The following is a 16,954-nucleotide window of genomic DNA, read 5'->3' on the forward strand; positions in this document are numbered from 1 at the left end:
CCTTGACGAGGATTCACCATGCTCAAGTACTTCGACCCGCATATTCATATGGTCAGCCGCACCACCGATGACTACCAGAACATGGCCGCCGCCGGCATCACCGGGGTGATCGAACCGGCCTTCTGGCAGGGCCAGGCCAGGACCAGTGTCGGCAGTTTCATCGACTACTTCGACACCCTGTTGGGCTGGGAGCGCTTTCGCGCCAGCATGTTCGGCATCCATCACTTCTGCACCATCGGCCTCAACCCCAAGGAGGCCAATGACCTGTCAGTGGCCAACGAGGTGTTGGAAATTCTGCCGCGCTACCTGGTGAAAGACGGTGTGGTGGCGGTCGGCGAAATCGGCTACGACGACATCACTCCCGAGGAAGACCGCTTTCTCGCCGCGCAATTGGAGCTGGCCAAGCAATTCAATTTGCCGGTGCTGGTGCACACCCCGCACCGCGACAAGATCGGTGGCACCAAACGCACCCTGGCGGTGATCCGTGAAGTGGGGATTGCCGAGCATCTGGTGATCATCGACCACCTCAATGAACTGACCCTGCCGCTGGTGCTGGACAGCGACTGCTGGCGCGGCCATTCGATCTACCCCAACACCAAGATGTCGGAGCAGCGCATGGTCGCCCTGTTGAAGGAATACGGCACTGAGAAAATGGTGGTCAACAGCGCCGCCGACTGGGGCATCAGCGACCCGCTCAAGGTACCCAAAACCGGCCAGGCGATGCTGGCCGCCGGCTTCAGCGAGGCCCAGGTCGAACAGGTGCTGTTCCACAACCCGGTGGACTTTTTTGCCCAAAGCGGCCAACTGGACAAAGCCCTGGTCAGCACCCCGCTGCCGATTGATCAGCGTCGGCAGTGGCAGGACAATTCCGCGCTGCGCGGGCAGGAACCGGTGATCAAATGAGTGCCGGCACGGGTTGGGCTGCCGCGCAGGTCGGTTATTGCAGCAACGTGCACCCGACCCGTGACCTGGCTGGGCTACGGTCATCCATCGAACAACATTTTCAGGGCGTGCGAACCCTGCGTGGGCTGAACGAGCAGGACAGTGGACTGTGGATCAGCGCCCTCGCCGCGTCCGAATTACAGGAGGCATCGGCGCGCAAGGACTTCCTGAGCTTGCTACAACACAGCGGCCTACGCCTGACCTCGCTGAACGGCTTTCCCTACGGCCAGTTTCATCAGGGCGCGGTGAAAGCCGAGGTCTATCTGCCGAGTTGGGCCGATCCGGAACGGCTGGCATACAGCCTGAATCTGGCCAGGATCCTCGCGGATGCCTTGCCGGCGGACTGTGACCAGGGAGTGATTTCTACTGTGCCGCTGGGCTATGCCGCCAGCTGGAGTCCGCAGTTACAGCAGCGTGCCGAGCATCAGTTGCGCCAGCTCACTGCCTCACTGGCGAGGCTGCATCGGGAGACGGGCAAGAAGATCGTGTTCTGCCTGGAGATGGAGCCGGACTGCGTATTGGAAAATACCGACCAAGCCATCGCCTTCTTCCGCCACTGCCAAGCCATGGACCAACACCATGAATATTTGGCGCTGTGTTTTGATGTCTGCCACCAGGCCGTGATGTTTGAAGACTGTTATCAGTCGCTGCACAGGCTGCGCGAGGCCCGGGTGCCCGTGGGCAAGATTCAGCTGTCCAACGCGCTGATTTGTCGCCTGCCCCAAGACGATAACCGACGCGAACGCGTGCTCAAGACCTTGAGCGACTTTGCCGAAACCACCTACCTGCATCAAGTGAAAGCCCGTGATACGCAAGAGCGATTATTGAGCTGGGCGGACCTTCCCGCCGCCCTCGATGATTGCGCAAAGCGCCCGGGGCAATACCCCGAGTTGAGGATTCATTTCCACATTCCGCTGTTCAGCGAACACTTGCTGCTGCCCGAGCTCAGCGGCAGTCAGATCGCCCTGTCGCAGACCTTCGATTTTCTGGCAGACCATGCAGATTTTCGTCCCGTGCTGGAAGTGGAAACCTACAGTTGGGGCGTCTTGCCCGCCTCGCTTCGGCCCACTACCGAGCACGCCCAACTCGAGGGAATCGCCGCCGAACTGCACTGGGTCGAAAACCAATTGCGGCAGCGCCAATTGCTGCAACCCCAAGCACGGGAGGCGTACGCCGATGCCCTCTGATCAACCGCGTCAACCGCTGCTGCTGATCAACGTGGTGGGGCTGACGCCGTCCCTGCTGGGAGCGGCGACGCCCCACATCAATGCCCTGTTGAAGACGGCAAAAATGGCCAGCCTGCAACCGGTGTTTCCGGCCGTCACCTCTACGGTGCAGGCCTCGATCCTCACCGGTCTGCCGCCGTCGGAGCATGGCATCGTCGGCAATGGCTGGTACTTTCGCGATCAGGCCGAAGTACGCTTCTGGTTGCAACCCAATGCACTGATCCAGGGTGAAAAAGTCTGGCAGCAGCTCAAACGTGAGATCCCCGGGTTTCGCTGCAGCCAGTTGTTCTGGTGGTACAACATGTATGCGGACGTGGATGCCGCCATTACCCCACGCCCTCACTACCCGGCCGATGGCCGCAAAATGTTCGGCCTGTATTCGGCACCGGCAGCGTTGCACGAGCATATCGAGCAGCAGATCGGCGAATTCCCCTTTCCGAGCTTCTGGGGCCCCGCGGCCGGCATCGCGTCGAGCCGCTGGATCGTCGACTGCGCCATCGCCGAATTCCAGCTCGACCGACCCGACCTGCAATTGGTCTATCTGCCCCATCTCGACTACAGCCTGCAGCGTCTGGGCCCCGATCATCCGTCGATTGCCGACGAGGTGCGGGCCATCGACAGTGAGGTGGGTCGTCTGTTGGACTTTGCCCAGGAGCAAGGCGCGGCGGTGATGCTGCTGTCCGAATACGGGATCGAAGCCGTCCAGCAATCGGTGTCCATCAACCGCTTGTTGCGCTCGGAAGGCTTGTTGCAAGTGCGCCAATCGCTGACGTGGGAATTGCTCGACCCCGGCGCCAGCGCGGCCTTTGCCGTGGCCGATCATCAGATCGCGCATGTCTACGTGAAACAGGCGCAAGACATACCTCGGGTCAAAGCGCTGTTGCAGCGCCAACCCGGCATCGAGCAGGTGCTGGATAAAGCCGAACAACGGGCCTGGCAACTGGATCATCCCCGCAGTGGTGAGCTGGTGACTGTGGCAGCGCCGGGTTACTGGTTCGATTACTACTACTGGTTCGACGATCGCAAGGCACCCGACTTTGCCCGCACCGTGGACATCCATCGCAAGCCCGGCTACGACCCGCTGGAGCTGTTCATCGACCCGGCCATTCGCTTTCCCAAGTTGAAAGTGGCGCGCCGTCTGTTGCAGAAAAAACTCGGCTTTCGCTACTACATGGACCTGATTCCGCTGGACACCAGCCTGCTCCGTGGCAGCCATGGCCGCCTGCCCGACAGCGAGAAAACCGGGCCGCTGCTCATCACCAATTGCGATCTGCCGTTGCCGCAGCGTCTTGCGGCCACGGCGGTGAAGCAACTGCTCCTCGAACATTTCCTGGGGCACCCACACACCGACCCGGCCAATGCCAAGGAGCTTCCATGCGGCGAGCCATTTCTATAACAGTTCTGAGTGCCCTGGCCGGATTGGTTCAGGCACAGGACACTAACAACTTCAACTGCAACAACTTCCTGCGATTCGGAACGAGCGCCGACCAGACCCGGGCCGCGTTCGACAAGAGTCCCGAGACCATGGCCTGGAACTGGTTCGTTTGTTTGAACCAGTCCGACGCCCGGGGTTACAACCGTCAATGGGAGTCGTTCAAGCCTTCCGATCAGGTCTATCTGGCCAATGGTGCCAACCCTGGTTCATATGACAGCCGCATGAAACTACCGGGCGAGGTGATCAGGCAAGCCCAAGCCCTGGGGCTGAACTCGAATCGTCTGCTCCATAACCTCAACGCCACCCAGCAGGTCGACGGGCTGAGCCTGGAAATGGGCGGCACCGCCGTGCCTGACGCACAGCAAGGTCACGTCGTGCGCTTTCAACTGCTGATGTCCCAGGACACTTACGACTACATAGTGAAGAACAATGTCTATAACGTGAATGGTCAGGACGCCTTGTCGAGCAATCTGAACTTTCCGGCCTCCGCCTGGGAGTTGAAAGCCGCCTGGCTGTGGATCGGCGCGGACATGGCTTACAAGAAGAAGCTGGAAGGCGACGGCTACTACGTTGCCCAGGCCTATTACCCGCTGGGCACCGGATACAAGGTCGGTTACGCGGCGTTGAGCGGCTTGCATGTGGTCAACAAGCTGAACCCCAGTTGGGTCTGGACCACCTTCGAAAACGTCAACAACCCCAACTACACCGTGACCAAGGGCCATCCATCCAAACCGATGAAAAACCACACCGGGCCGACATCGGCTGCCATACCGGTCAATGCCCAGTTCCAGACCAATAACCCGTCGCTGTCGAAGTACGAGTTGATTGGCGTGGAATACAAACCCATTACCCAGGTCCTGGCGAACTCACAGTTGGAATCGGCGTTCCAGGACACTTCATCCTGCCTGGCCTGCCACAGCACCGCCGCCTACTCGAAGAGCGACGGTTACTTCAGTTTCGCCATCCCGACCCAAGGCGGTCTCACCTACCCCACTACACCACTGCCGGACAAGGCCTTCGACGGCTACAAAAAACTGGATTTTGTCTGGTCGCTGAAACATGCCCAGTGGCAACGCTAAGGAGAGCACGACATGAGCGTATTGAATTTCCCCCGCATCTACCTCAACGGCGAGATGTTCTGGAACCCGCCGACGGCCAATAACAACGACATGTTCCCGCTGTATGACGCGGTGAAGATGGACATCAACTGGCCGTTCATGAAGCACTTCGGCGTCGACCACCACAACGCCCCCGACAGACTCATGCCATGGATGCTCTCCACGCAGTACATGGCTCACATGCCGACCTACGTACAGCAGGTGCCGGGCAATATCAATCCAAAGCATGACCCGTACATGCCCGCCGAATGGGATCTGTTCGGCGACAACGGTTGCGGCCTGGTGAACTACGGGAAAACCACTTCGACTGTCATCGGCGGAGAACTGAAGGCCAATACTTACATCGACCAGGATCCGCTGGTCGGCATGCCATACCAGTTGCTCGGCAGCCCCCTGGGCAGCTCTACCCCGACCGCGGCGCGCTTCGTGGATATCAGCCCATGGCAGAACACGTTCACCGCATTGTATTTCGACAAACTGGTGCTGGGGGGTACGTCCTGCGGCCTGACCCTCAACCGCAAGTACCGGATGATGGACCGTTTCCTGAACTTCAGTTGGGGAGCCTTGGGTGGTCTGGTGAACGTCAGCACCACCTGGCAGACCTGCTTCCCCAAGGAGAACCTGGAATGGGTGATCGGCAGCTCGTCCCTGCTGACAAACCTGCAGCAGCAGATGGAGCAGCAAGGGGCGCAGGGCCTGATGTTCCGGTTTTCCGTCTACCTGACCTGCTACGACAAGAACGGTATATTCAACGATTACCCGCAGCGCCTCAACACCCGTTCCAACGACCCGAATGTCATGGCGAATGTGCGCGACCTGTACAGAAAAGGTTTGTACAACGTCAACGAAATTTTCTTCAACCCCGCCTACAGCTGCACCTCGGCAGTCCTGGGGCTGTGGTTCGCCAACGAATACCCCACCGCCCCCGCCGGGCTACGCCTGGTGCCCGACCAGGCGGTGTCGATGTTCCAGACAAACTTTCAGGATGAGAAAAAAGCCAAGTTGGGGGTGATCTCGGCACAGATTACCGGCGACACGTTGTCTCTGGACCTGGGCAACACGTTTCCGAGTTTTCCGATAGATGCCTCGGCCGATATCCCCGTTCCGGAAAAATTCCGCGCCGGCACCTTCCAGTTGGGCGCCGTGAAGGATGAACGATTCACCCCGGTGACCCTCTTGGACTTCTCGGACTACCGGCAAGCAGCCTTCAACCCACGCTCGGGTATCCTCGACATTCCCCTCGACACTTATAGCAAGGGGGTACTGCAATCCGGTCAGCTGGAATTGCGTCAGTTGGGCAAGAACGGCGCCTCCCCGACCGTTGCCGCCATCCAAGAGACATGGACCGCCGAGGTGATCGAGAGCGGCAGCTTCATCGACGTCGGTGAGCGCAAGACGCTGAACATCATGGTGCAGAACAATGGTCAGCCGGCAGCCAACACCACGCTGTATGTGGCGGAGTACGGCAATCCCTACATGGTGACCAGCAGCGACTATTACCTGGCGTTCAGTAACGCGGCCGACTTCACGCTGTTCTACGACAACCCGCCGGACCGTAGCAAGAACACGGCCTGGCTGCCGCAGTTTACCGACGCGCCTGCGGTCGCGCTCTATCGCAGCACCGGCAGCGGTCGCCGGCTGACCGACCTGGAGGACGTGCCCAAACCCGTGGGCAACCCAGTCCGTTATCAGGACTTTCTCAAGGTTTCCGGTACACCGGTGGCCGTCGACCTGCGCCCCTGTCTGGTCTTCGAGAAGCCCTTCACTGGTACCGGTACGCTGAAGGACAATAAGGCCATCATCCGTTACTCCTACGCCGTCATCACCACCAACGCCCAAGGCATCGCCCAGATAACCTGCCGGGCCGTGGCGCCGGGTTTCCCTACCTTGCGTTTCTTCGTGCAGGAGAATGACAACAAACCGGTCATCCCCTTCAGCTTCCCACTCTCCCAGGCCTTCGTCGACTTCCTCGCGCCAATACGGGTCCTGCCCCTGGACATGCAGTTGCAACAGGACTTCATCGACACCTGGAACGGCATATGCACCTCCACGCAAGCCCCGGAAGAAATATGGAACACGTTCATCTTTCCAAAGGTCCTGCAGTCGTTCTATTACCTCTACCCCATCATGAACAAGTACATGCCACTTGATTCGCGCACGCGCGTGCAGGGCGCCGTCGACCAGTTACTCATATTGATCAGCAAGCAGAACCAGGACGAAAGCACGCTCGCGATGCCCATCACCCGGGACATGTCCCAAAGCCGCCGCGCCGTACTGCAGCTGTGGGCCAAGCGCCTGGTGAAGCTCAACTTTCCACCCAAGAAGCTCTCCATGAGCGACTACGACAACCTTTGACGTTTCACGCAGGATTACCGGGTGGCGAGTCCGTCACCCGGCACTTCACAGGAGGTGTCCTATGAAAATCATCTTGAACCGGTTGTTGCTGTTGATCTTGCTGCTGAGCCCCCCGCTGTTCGCGCAACAGGACAGCGGCGCCGTCTACTTCACCATGGGGGTGCATAACACCGAGGGGTGCAACGAACAGAACGGCAACTGCATCGCCAAACGCGCACCGGGCGACCCTTCCGATCCGTTTTTTCCGGCGTTCTGGATCAGCGACTGGACCATGTACCGGGTGATGCACAACTACGAAAAAAACCCGCCGCCCTACAGCAATCCACCCACCACCCTCACCCCGGCGGACTACACCGTCTCCCGCGGTACCAGCTATTACGACACCGCCTATATCCCAGCGGATGGCGACGGCTTCGGCGCCATGATGGAGCACTACGAGAAGTACTGTCTGCCGATCTTCCCGATCAAGAACAACAACTACACCTGCTCCTTCGTGTCCCTGGGCAACAAGGCGTACTTCCTGACTTACCCGCAAGATCGCCCCAAGGACATGCCGGCCTGTTGCATGTTTTCGCCGATGAATCATCCGCCGCGCCAAGACTTCATCCAGCACCTGCCCTACAGCGCCGAGCGCAGCAAAAACCTCAATGGCAGCGTGCAGGCCTATGCACTGGACCTCGAATCACCGCAAGGTCCGATCCTGTTCGGCTACGCCTTTTTCAAACAACTGTCAGGACAACCGCCCTACCGGCATCCCCAGTCGTTCTTTTTCTCCGGTGACACCAGCGTCGCCAATGCGCCCATCGTCAGCCAGAACTACACCAACTTTCGCATCGCCAAACCGGACCCGGCCCAGACCTGGGCGCAGGTGGCCGCGATGTGCCCGGCGAATCCACCGCCCTGCCAATTGTTCGAGCCACCGGCCTCCCAGAGCAACGGCCAAAAGGCGCAGTGGAACAAGCTCATGCAGCGCAAACCCTGAACAATGACGAAGGATCGCCATGAAAACTTCACTCCGTCTCACCGTGATGCTAATGGGCCTGGCCAGCCTGCCGGGCCTGGCTCGGGAACAGCCCATGCCGTCGACGCTGGCCACCAGCCTCAGCTGCCAGCCTCCCAGCAGCGCACCGGCCGCCACGGCCAGTCAGGACCTGTTCGATCAATACAGCTGGCAGATGTTCATCGCCTTGAACTGGCCCGCACAGAACGGGCAACGAGGTGATCCCGACTGCAGCAAACAGCCTGGAGATCCCGGCTACACCGTCTGGCAGACCTACAAGACCGTGGAGGAAATCTTTTTGCCGAAAGGGGTCGATCCTGGCCCGTGGAATACCCAGCAAGCCGCCAAAAGCCTGGGCATCATCAACATTGCCGCGCTGAAGAACAGCTCTCAGGTGAATGCCGTCGACCAGGCCGTCGGCGGCTGGCTGATCGACCAGGCCGGTAACCCGACCTACTACGACATCTCGGCCAACGAGACCTCCTACAACTACATCGTCGCCAACAGTTTCTATAACGCTGATGTGGTTTCCAAAGCCAACAACATCAACTTCCCCTATGGGGTCATCGAGGTTAAATCGAGCTGGCGCATCCTCACCACCCGTGACAATGCCAGCCGCTACCTGACCATGCTCGCGCGCGTGGCCACGTTCGACGACCAAGGCCAGCGCACCGGTGTCACCGAGGCTTACCTGGGTTTGGTGGGCCTGCACATCATTACCAAGGCGAACGGTTACCCGCAGTGGATCTGGTCGACTTTCGAGCAGATCGACAACGTTCCGCCCAAGGTGCTGGTGAACGGCCAGTGGGTCGACCAGCCGACGTCCGGCACGGCCTATTCCTATTTCAACTCCACCGCCCCCGCCGCCACACTCAACCAGTCGCCCTGCGACTGGCAGACTCAGGGCGCGCATCTGGTCTGCGTGCCCAAACCCGGCACCACGTTCCAGACGCCGAACCCGTTGAACCGGTTCACCCCGATTGCCGAGGTCACCAATGGAGTCAACACCCAATACCGCACCGACCCGGACCTGCAAAGAAGCGTGTTGAAGTACTACCAGCTCATCACCACCCAGCGCCCGCTGATGCCGGACAACCCCAGTAATCCGCTGGGCCAGCCGACACCGGCGCTCTCGGCCAACGTGACCATGGAGAGCTACATCCAGCCCAACAGCAGTTGCATGAATTGCCACTCCATGGCGACACCGGTCAAGAGCCCCTACAAGTCCGATTACTCCTACCTGTTCAAATTCGCCAATGCGCCTGTCGGTAAAACCATCAAGGACGAGGAATAAATCATGAGCATCCTGAACGGACCACGACTGAATTTCTGGGGCGGCATCCGCACGGACGTCAGCCTGCCGAACAACTCCCCTACCATTCCCTACGACGGCAATGATGAATGGCCGCTCTTCGACCTGACCACCTCGACCCTGGCACCGGGTGCCCAGTCTTACACCGACGATCAACTGAACAACATGATCAACGCGCCTGACGGCGACTACTACACCGCTGGCGGCTGGAATCACTACGGGCAACATGTCGTCGACATGCAGAACGCCCTGATCAGTTCCCAGGGTAATCCGGGCGGCATCAGCACCACCGGTGACATGGTGGGCCAGCCGGTCTATCTGCTCGGCTCGGTGGACCCGGTGACCGGACAAGGGCCTGTGTCCGGTCCGATGATGGTGGACCTGGACCCCACCTCCTCAACGACCACCCAGATTTTCGTCGGCGGTCTGCAAATTGGCGGTAACAGCGACATCCAGTTGCTGATTCGCAGCAATACCGTGTGCAGCAGTTTCGACGTCGCGGGGCGTGTGCTGTTGCCCGCGAAAATGGACGCGCCGGGCTCCTTCCACGCCAGCGGCACGTTTCAACTGACCTTTCCCCTGAGCAGCATCGTCAGTTGGAACCAGAACAGCGCTGGCCTGCGATCGATCATCCAGGCACCCGGGGCGACAGGCATCGTGCTGCGTTTCGTCATGTTCGAAATGTGCCCCACGATGACCACCGAACAACTGGACGCCGATTACGCCGCCGGTCGATACACCCCCAATCCGAGCATCGGCCGGGTCATCGGTACGCTGGCCCCGGCTTTCGCCGACGAACCGCTGAACTGCCAGCCGGGCCGGCAACTGGTCAACCAGAGCACGGGGAATGCCGGCTATGCCGACCTCGGCAACAACAACGGTTACCTGAGCATCGACATGGTGAACGTCATTCCGAAGGAAACCTTCAGGGCTGTCAGGGACGACATCACCAGCCCTATCGGGCCCAACGCGAACTACGGCCCCGTCACCATCACCGCAGGCACCACCACACTGGCCACCCTGGAGCCGACCAACCGCTTTTTATTCGACTACTACGTGTATGGCGGCATCGTCGACCTGCCCCTGACCGCCAACCAGATACAGGCGGTGCGGACCGCCGCCCTGGCGATCAACGCGCCCGGCAAAGTCGCCGGGACCCCGTTGCAAGCCACCGAATCGACCTATCGGGTGTATGCCGACCAGCGCAACGTTTATCTGGAGGATTACCCCAATGGCCTGTCGCTCACCCTGCAGGTCAGGTATCTGGGCGGTCCGGTCCAAAGCACCACCGAAATCGACCTGCAGGCAGCGGCTCCTGCTGTGTACGATGAACCGCAATACTGGGACTTCCTCGATTTCCCAACCTCGCTGACCGTGAACGCCGGCCAGCTCGCCGTCAGTTTCCCCGTCACCGTCAAACCGGGCAGTGCCGCCCAGGCCGGTTTTGTCGCCCTGACCTGCACGGCCAATGGCCTTCCAAGCAGTGGCTACTTCACCAGCTTTCGCAAATACGCGCAGACCGACTTCGGCATCCCCGCGGGCACCACCATCACCTGGGAGCTGATGTACCCGAACGTCCTGCGTTTTCACTACCTGGCCTTCCCCGCCATGTCGCGCTACATCCCGCTCAATCAGCGCGACGCGATCATGGCCGCCAAGAACCCCATCCTCGCCCGAACCTCGGACGCCTACAAAGGCACCACGCTGTTCATGCCCGTGGTGCGCTCGATGTCGCCTTGCCAGCGGGCGCTGCTCCGGGCCTTTCTCACCGGTGAACCGTGGCAACCGCCGCAGTAGTCGTGCCCCTTGTCCATGGAGAGAAACCCTATGCCCGTTCCCGTTCATATCCCGGCGCAACCGACTGAAACGTTGCGCCCAAGCACGATCATCGCCGAGGGCCTGCTGAACCCTCGCGGCGTCTGTCTGCAAAGCGATGGCAGCCTGCTGCTGACCGAAGCCGGTTCGGGCCTGCCGGACCAGACCTTCAGCGGCCGTATCAGCCGACTGCGACCGGATCCGCACAGACCCGGCGCCTACCTGCCCCGCGAAACACTGGCGCAAGGTTTTCGCGCCATGAACATGCAGGCCCGCATGCTGCGCGATGAAATCATGGGGCTGTCGGACATCGCCTGCGGTGATGGACGCTGCCTGGTCAGCCAGACCGATTATGTCGAGGGTTCCAGACTGCTGGACCTGCAATACACCCCGCCCGAGCCGGTGTTTCACAGCCGTGGCAATCTGAATGCGCTGTGTTACCACCCGACTCGCCGCAGTTGGCTGGCGGTCAAACCCGATACCAATCAGTTGGTGGAGTTCACCAGCGGCCAGGACGAACGCGTGCTGGTTCAGCTACCCGAACTGGACCAGGGCCAGGAAGCCGTTCCCGTGACCCTGGTGTACGAACCGGCGACAGACGCCGTGCTGATCAGCCTGTTCTCCGGAGAACGACAAGGCGACCCGGCGCGCAAAGGCATCGACTTTGCCGATAAGGCAGGCCAGGTGATTCGGGCTTGGCCGGCCAGCGGGCAGATCGAAGTCCTGATTCGCGGCCTGCAACTGCCCACCGGACTGGCGCTGTGTCCGAAGGGCAACGTGTTGGTGCTGGAACTCTGCGACCGTCTGCAGCAACCCTTACCGCCGGATTGGAACGGCGAACCGCTCCATGGCGGCTTTACCCGTTTCACCGGTCGACTGCTGAGTTGCAACCTGCAAACAGCCCAGGTCGCCGTGCTCGCTCGCGGCCTGGATACCCCCTCCAACCTGTGCCTGTTGCAGGATGCGGTACTGGTGAGCGAAGGCATGGGATTGACCGGCCGGCCACTGCCCACGCCAGACAACAACGTCGTCCCGTTGAGCGGCAGACTGCGACGGGTGGAGCTCTGAAGAAGCTTAGGCGCAACCTGTGGGAGCGAGCCTGCTCGCGATGAGGCCTGCACCTTCAACATCCCGGTGACTGCCAGACCGCTATCGCGAGCAGGCTCGCTCCCACAAGGGATTAGTGTCGGGCACACATCCGTTGGTCAAAGCAGATACCTGTGGGAGCGGGCTTGCTCGCGATGAGGCCGGCACCTTCAACATCCCGGTAACTGCCAGACCGCTATCGCGAGCAGGCTCGCTCCCACAAGGGATTAGTGTCGGGCACACATCCGTTGGTCAAAGCAGATACCTGTGGGAGCGAGCCTGCTCGCGATGAGGCCGGCACCTTCAACATCCCGGTGACTGCCAGACCGCTATCGCGAACAGGCTCGCTCCTACAAGGGATTAGTGTCGGGCACACATCCGTTGGTCAAAGCAGATACCTGTGGGAGCGGGCTTGCTCGCGATGAGGCCGGCACCTTCAACATCCCGGTAACTGCCAGACCGCTATCGCGAGCAGGCTCGCTCCCACAAGGGATTAGTGTCGGGCACACATCCGTTGGTCAAAGCAGATACCTGTGGGAGCGGGCTTGCCCGCGATGAGGCCGGCACCTTCAACATCCCGGTGACTGCCAGACCGCTATCGCGAACAGGCTCGCTCCTACAAGGGATTAGTGTCGGGCACACATCCGTTGGTCAAAGCAGATACCTGTGGGAGCGGGCTTGCCCGCGATGGCGTCGGCCCACTGAACATTTCTGCATCTGATACTCCGCTATCGCGAGCAGGCTCGCTCCCACAATGGGTTGAGCTTGACTGACTGGCATCAGCATCCGCTCAGATCCGAAAACTGCCCACCAATTGCTTCAAGCGGGCCGCCTGCTGTTCCAGATCGGAGCAGGCCCGCAAGGTCGAATGGAGGTTTTCCACGCCGTCCCGGTTAAGGGTGTTGATCTCCCTGATGTCGGTATTGATCGACTCGACCACGGCAGTCTGTTGTTCCGTGGCGGTGGCGACCGATTGGTTCATGCCATCGATCTCACCGATGCGCAGTGTCACGCTATTCAAGCGCTCGCCGGCCAGGTTGGCGACCTCCACGCTTTCCAGGCTGTGGCGCTGGCTCTGACTCATGGTACTGACCGACTCGCGGGCGCCGACTTGCAGTTCCTCAATCATGGTCTGCACCTGTTGTGCCGATTCCTGGGTGCGATGGGCCAGGTTACGGACTTCATCGGCGACCACGGCAAAACCGCGCCCGGCCTCGCCGGCACGGGCAGCTTCGATGGCGGCGTTGAGTGCCAGCAGATTGGTCTGCTGGGAGATGCTGCTGATCACCTCAAGAATCTGCCCGATATTCACTGTTTTGCTATTGAGGGTTTCGATGTTGACGCTGGAGGTGCTGAGCATGTCGGACAACGTGTTCATCGCCTGGATAGTTCTTTCTGTATGGCAAGCAGGGTGATGAAGAAATTACCCAGACCGAGCTTGAGACCATCAACGGCGCGTTGTTGGCCGACCTCTATACGATCTGGGGTAATTCCAATCCCAAGGTGTTGAAGTCCAGGTAAGGATGGACGTGTAGGAGCTGACGAAGACTGCGATCTTTTGATTTTGGCGTCAGACGAATCGCTAAAGATCAAGAGATCGCAGCCTTCGGCAGCTCCTACGCGAGCAAGCTCCGATCAGGCGAAAATCAGAACCACGTTTCCATCTGTATGCCGTACTGCCATACGCCGCCGGCGTTGAAGTCCGACTTGCCGAAGTTATCTGTGGAACTGTATCTGTCCAGGTCCGAAGACCAGTTCATCAGGCTTGCAAACACGCGCAATTCGGGGCGTGTGAGCAGGTCTCCAACGTCGGGTTTGAAGGTTGGGGCAATGGTGAATTTCCAGAAGTTACCGTCGACCGCATTACGTTGCATGTAGCCCTTGGGGTCGAGGTCCATGGTTTGCCAGCTCATTTCGTAGGCCATCTCGAAATTGCTGTTGATTTCATTGGCCAATCGCACGTTCAGGGTCATCCAGCGGTAATCGTCACCCTTGACGTACCTGTCCTTGCTTTGTTCGGCCAACAAGCTGGGGCCGATGCGCCAGCCGGGTGCAATGGGTGTCTCGCCATAAAGCGCCAGACGCAGCGCCCGGGCGTCGTCGATCAGCTCGCCATCCGAACCGATGTTCTTGACCTCTGCCCCCAGACCTTGCCCGTAGAGCAGCGCCGTTTTGAAGAAGCCTTCCCTGCCGAAAAAGTTTTTCTGATGATTGGCGACCATGCTGTGCAAACCGGAATCCGCAGGCGTCAGGCCCGCTGCATTGCTGCGGGTGCCAAAGTCGTTTTTCTTTGAGCCAATGCCATTGAACATCCACTGCCACTGACCGTTATCGAAGAACTGGTTGGAGGTCAGGATGTAGCTTTCCACATCGGCATTGACACCGCCCTCACTGAAATCCCCGTAGTTGCGCCCGATCAAGGAGTAATTCGAGCGCCAGTCCTTGTTCATCTGCACATCGTAGATACCACCCCCGGTGCCCGCCAGAAAGACCACGTCCGAGTCCAGCCAGTGGATATCGAAATTGTCCCTGTCGAATCGCTTGCCTGCCCACAAAGTGGAGTTTTCGAACACTGAATTGCCCTTGAAGGCGGCGAGATGATCGAGTTCGGTAAATACCTGACGCACGTTCAGGTTGCTCTCTTCGGCCGTCCAGTCATTGGAGCTTTCCACACCGTCGGCGATGGACACGGTGAATTTGGATCGGGTGCCGTTCTGCGCATACATCTCTTTCGACAGGTCTATGCGCATGTAGGTGTCGTCTTCGTTACCGAGTCGCCCGACGGCACCACCGACTGAACCGGCCGGGGTTGTATAAGGGCCGCCACGACCACCACCCAACCCATCGTTGATCAGCAATCCGGAACGGGCGTAGCCCTTGAAGCTGAAACCGTCAGTCAGGTGTCCACTGCTGCCCTGCTTTTCCATGCTTTGCTGACGGGCTTCGAGTTTTGCCAGCCGGGTGTCCAGAGTGGGGGCTGCTGTGGCTGTCGCCGTGGATGCTGCCGGCTGCAAAGTGGGGGTGGCGAGTTTGATTTGCTGCAACTCCCTGGCGAGTGCCTGGGTTTGCTGTTCGGCTGCGGCGGCACGTTTTTCCGCCGCGCTGGCACGGGCTTCAAACGCAGCCATGCGCTCTTCCAGGGTCGCGGCCTGAGTGGTCGCCGCCGAGGTGCTGAGCACGCCTGCGAGTAGCCATCTTGATGCTTTCTGCATGTGGATTTCCTGTTTTGTTTTTATTTTTCTGTTCCCGTGACCGGCCTTTTTCCGTGAATTGTGAATTGTCAAAATTGACGAAAAAAAGGATGCCTCATCGCAAATACGCTGCTACATTTGGCGATGTTAACGTTAACTTTTCTAAAAACAAAAATAAAGAGGGCTTTATGAAACAGCTGAAATCTCTCCTTCCTGCCGCACTACTAACCCTCTGCGCCGGGCTTCCATCCCTCTCGAGCGCAGCCAATTTGACGATCTCGTGCGGTGCGGTGGGTGCGGAGTTACAACTCTGCAAGGAGGCTGTCGAGGCATGGTCGAAACAGACCGGCAACAACGTCGAGGTGGTTTCCACGCCTAACTCGGCGACCGAGCGGTTGTCGTTCTACCAACAGATCCTCAGTGCGCAGTCCGCCGACATCGACATCATTCAAATCGATATGGTGTGGCCGGGGATGCTGGCTAAACACCTGATGGATCTGCGCGAGGTACTTCCAGCCAACGCGACGCAAGGCTACTTCCAGGCACAGGTGGATAACGCCACGGTGAACGGGCGGCTGGTGACGATGCCTTGGTTCACCGACTCGGGCCTGTTGTATTACCGCAAGGACTTGCTCGAGAAGTACAACCAGCAGGTTCCCCAGACCTGGGAGGAAATGACCGCTACCGCCAGGAACATTCAACAGGCCGAGCGCACTGCCGGGAATCCCAATGCGTGGGGTTACATCTTTCAAGGGCGCGCCTACGAGGGCCTGACGTGCAATGCGCTGGAGTGGATCAGCAGCCAACCGGAAGGCGGACTGGTCAATTCACGAGGCGACATCGTGGTCAACAGTCAGGCTTCAAGAACGGCGTTGACCCTGGCCAAAAGCTGGGTCGGCGACATCTCCCCGCGTGGCGTACTCAATTACACCGAGGAGGAAGGCCGTGGCGTGTTCCAATCGGGCAATGCGCTGTTCATGCGTAACTGGCCGTATGTCTGGGCCCTGGTCCAAAGCCAGGACAGTGCCGTAAAAGACAAGGTCGGGGTTGCTCCCCTGCCCCGCGGCGGCGAGACCGGCAGCCATGCATCCACCCTCGGTGGCTGGGGTCTGGCGGTATCGCGTTACAGCGCCCATCCAAAACTTGCCGCCGAGCTGGTGAGCTACCTGACCAGTGCCCAAGAGCAAAAACATCGTGCCCTGATAGGCGCCTATAACCCGGTTATCGAGTCGCTGTATCAAGACCCCGAATTGCTCGCTGCAATGCCTTATTACGCTCAGCTGCACAGCATTCTCAACGATGGGGTGATGCGCCCCGCCTCCATCACTGCCGATCGCTATCCACGGGTCTCCAATGCGTTCTTCGATCGAGTGCATGGCGTGCTCGCGGGCGAGTTGCCTGTCGATCAGGCGCTGGCCGAACTGGAAAGCGAACTCACGCGCATCAAACGCCGGAACTGGTAAGCCACAAGGAA

General features: G+C 59.6%; 11 protein-coding genes and 2 pseudogenes. 11 read left to right on the forward strand and 2 right to left on the reverse strand.

Going from position 1 to position 16,954, the window contains the following annotated elements:
* Positions 1 to 18: 18 nt before the first annotated feature.
* The 9 genes from AB7M22_RS13240 (at position 19) to AB7M22_RS13280 (ending at position 12,271) form a co-directional block, all read left to right on the forward strand.
* Entirely contained in the window at positions 19 to 903 is an 885-nt protein-coding gene (locus AB7M22_RS13240; RefSeq protein ID WP_454186624.1) for a TatD family hydrolase, read from the forward strand.
* The gene (gene eboE, locus AB7M22_RS13245) at positions 900 to 2,129 is read left to right on the forward strand and encodes a metabolite traffic protein EboE (RefSeq protein ID WP_454186625.1); all 1,230 of its coding nucleotides are present in this window, start codon (positions 900 to 902) and stop codon (positions 2,127 to 2,129) included. The genes AB7M22_RS13240 and eboE overlap by 4 nt, the downstream gene beginning before the upstream one ends.
* Complete coding sequence (locus AB7M22_RS13250; protein ID WP_454186626.1) at positions 2,119 to 3,564, forward strand: alkaline phosphatase family protein; 1,446 nt, start codon at positions 2,119 to 2,121, stop codon at positions 3,562 to 3,564. Before eboE ends, AB7M22_RS13250 begins: the two co-directional genes overlap by 11 nt.
* Entirely contained in the window at positions 3,543 to 4,682 is a 1,140-nt protein-coding gene (locus AB7M22_RS13255) for a hypothetical protein (protein ID WP_454186627.1), read from the forward strand. Before AB7M22_RS13250 ends, AB7M22_RS13255 begins: the two co-directional genes overlap by 22 nt.
* Positions 4,683 to 4,694: 12 nt before the next feature.
* Positions 4,695 to 7,076 (forward strand): hypothetical protein, encoded by a 2,382-nt coding sequence (locus AB7M22_RS13260; protein ID WP_454186628.1) that lies wholly within the window; start codon positions 4,695 to 4,697, stop codon positions 7,074 to 7,076.
* A 61-nt stretch (positions 7,077 to 7,137) separates the two neighbouring features.
* Positions 7,138 to 8,058, forward strand: coding sequence for a hypothetical protein (locus AB7M22_RS13265; RefSeq protein ID WP_454186629.1), 921 nt, complete (start codon positions 7,138 to 7,140; stop codon positions 8,056 to 8,058).
* 19 nt (positions 8,059 to 8,077) lie between these two features.
* The gene (locus tag AB7M22_RS13270) at positions 8,078 to 9,370 is read left to right on the forward strand and encodes a hypothetical protein (protein WP_454186630.1); all 1,293 of its coding nucleotides are present in this window, start codon (positions 8,078 to 8,080) and stop codon (positions 9,368 to 9,370) included.
* Between the two features lie 3 nt (positions 9,371 to 9,373).
* Complete coding sequence (locus tag AB7M22_RS13275) at positions 9,374 to 11,185, forward strand: hypothetical protein (protein WP_454186631.1); 1,812 nt, start codon at positions 9,374 to 9,376, stop codon at positions 11,183 to 11,185.
* Between the two features lie 30 nt (positions 11,186 to 11,215).
* The gene (locus AB7M22_RS13280; protein ID WP_454186632.1) at positions 11,216 to 12,271 is read left to right on the forward strand and encodes a hypothetical protein; all 1,056 of its coding nucleotides are present in this window, start codon (positions 11,216 to 11,218) and stop codon (positions 12,269 to 12,271) included.
* An 808-nt stretch (positions 12,272 to 13,079) separates the two neighbouring features.
* On the opposite strand, the pseudogene AB7M22_RS13285 reads toward AB7M22_RS13280, so the two are convergent.
* Positions 13,080 to 13,685, reverse strand: a pseudogene (locus tag AB7M22_RS13285) (methyl-accepting chemotaxis protein); the annotation flags it as partial.
* Here AB7M22_RS13285 and AB7M22_RS13290 point away from each other — a divergent pair.
* Positions 13,685 to 13,810, forward strand: a pseudogene (locus AB7M22_RS13290) (alanine racemase); the annotation flags it as partial. The pseudogenes AB7M22_RS13285 and AB7M22_RS13290 sit on opposite strands and share 1 nt — an antisense overlap.
* A 125-nt stretch (positions 13,811 to 13,935) precedes the next feature.
* On the opposite strand, the gene AB7M22_RS13295 reads toward AB7M22_RS13290, so the two are convergent.
* Positions 13,936 to 15,501 carry a carbohydrate porin gene (locus AB7M22_RS13295; protein WP_454186633.1) on the reverse strand — a complete coding sequence of 522 codons (1,566 nt, stop codon included), beginning with the start codon at positions 15,499 to 15,501 and terminating at the stop codon, positions 13,936 to 13,938.
* A gap of 167 nt (positions 15,502 to 15,668) precedes the next feature.
* On the opposite strand from AB7M22_RS13295, the gene AB7M22_RS13300 reads away from it, so the two are divergent.
* Positions 15,669 to 16,943, forward strand: a complete 1,275-nt coding sequence (locus AB7M22_RS13300) for an ABC transporter substrate-binding protein (RefSeq protein WP_454186634.1) — start codon at positions 15,669 to 15,671, stop codon at positions 16,941 to 16,943.
* The last annotated feature ends 11 nt before the right edge of the window (positions 16,944 to 16,954 follow it).

This window comes from Pseudomonas sp. ADAK2 TE3594 (assembly GCF_053628675.1).

What these genes read in the sequence shown, in the direction of transcription:
- AB7M22_RS13240 (WP_454186624.1), top strand. Translation starts at nt 19, where the DNA reads ATGCTCAAGTACTTCGACCCGCATATTCATATGGTCAGCCGCACCACC.
- eboE (WP_454186625.1), top strand. Translation starts at nt 900, where the DNA reads ATGAGTGCCGGCACGGGTTGGGCTGCCGCGCAGGTCGGTTATTGCAGC.
- AB7M22_RS13250 (WP_454186626.1), top strand. Translation starts at nt 2,119, where the DNA reads ATGCCCTCTGATCAACCGCGTCAACCGCTGCTGCTGATCAACGTGGTG.
- AB7M22_RS13255 (WP_454186627.1), top strand. Translation starts at nt 3,543, where the DNA reads ATGCGGCGAGCCATTTCTATAACAGTTCTGAGTGCCCTGGCCGGATTG.
- AB7M22_RS13260 (WP_454186628.1), top strand. Translation starts at nt 4,695, where the DNA reads ATGAGCGTATTGAATTTCCCCCGCATCTACCTCAACGGCGAGATGTTC.
- AB7M22_RS13265 (WP_454186629.1), top strand. Translation starts at nt 7,138, where the DNA reads ATGAAAATCATCTTGAACCGGTTGTTGCTGTTGATCTTGCTGCTGAGC.
- AB7M22_RS13270 (WP_454186630.1), top strand. Translation starts at nt 8,078, where the DNA reads ATGAAAACTTCACTCCGTCTCACCGTGATGCTAATGGGCCTGGCCAGC.
- AB7M22_RS13275 (WP_454186631.1), top strand. Translation starts at nt 9,374, where the DNA reads ATGAGCATCCTGAACGGACCACGACTGAATTTCTGGGGCGGCATCCGC.
- AB7M22_RS13280 (WP_454186632.1), top strand. Translation starts at nt 11,216, where the DNA reads ATGCCCGTTCCCGTTCATATCCCGGCGCAACCGACTGAAACGTTGCGC.
- AB7M22_RS13295 (WP_454186633.1), bottom strand. Translation starts at nt 15,501, where the DNA reads ATGCAGAAAGCATCAAGATGGCTACTCGCAGGCGTGCTCAGCACCTCG.
- AB7M22_RS13300 (WP_454186634.1), top strand. Translation starts at nt 15,669, where the DNA reads ATGAAACAGCTGAAATCTCTCCTTCCTGCCGCACTACTAACCCTCTGC.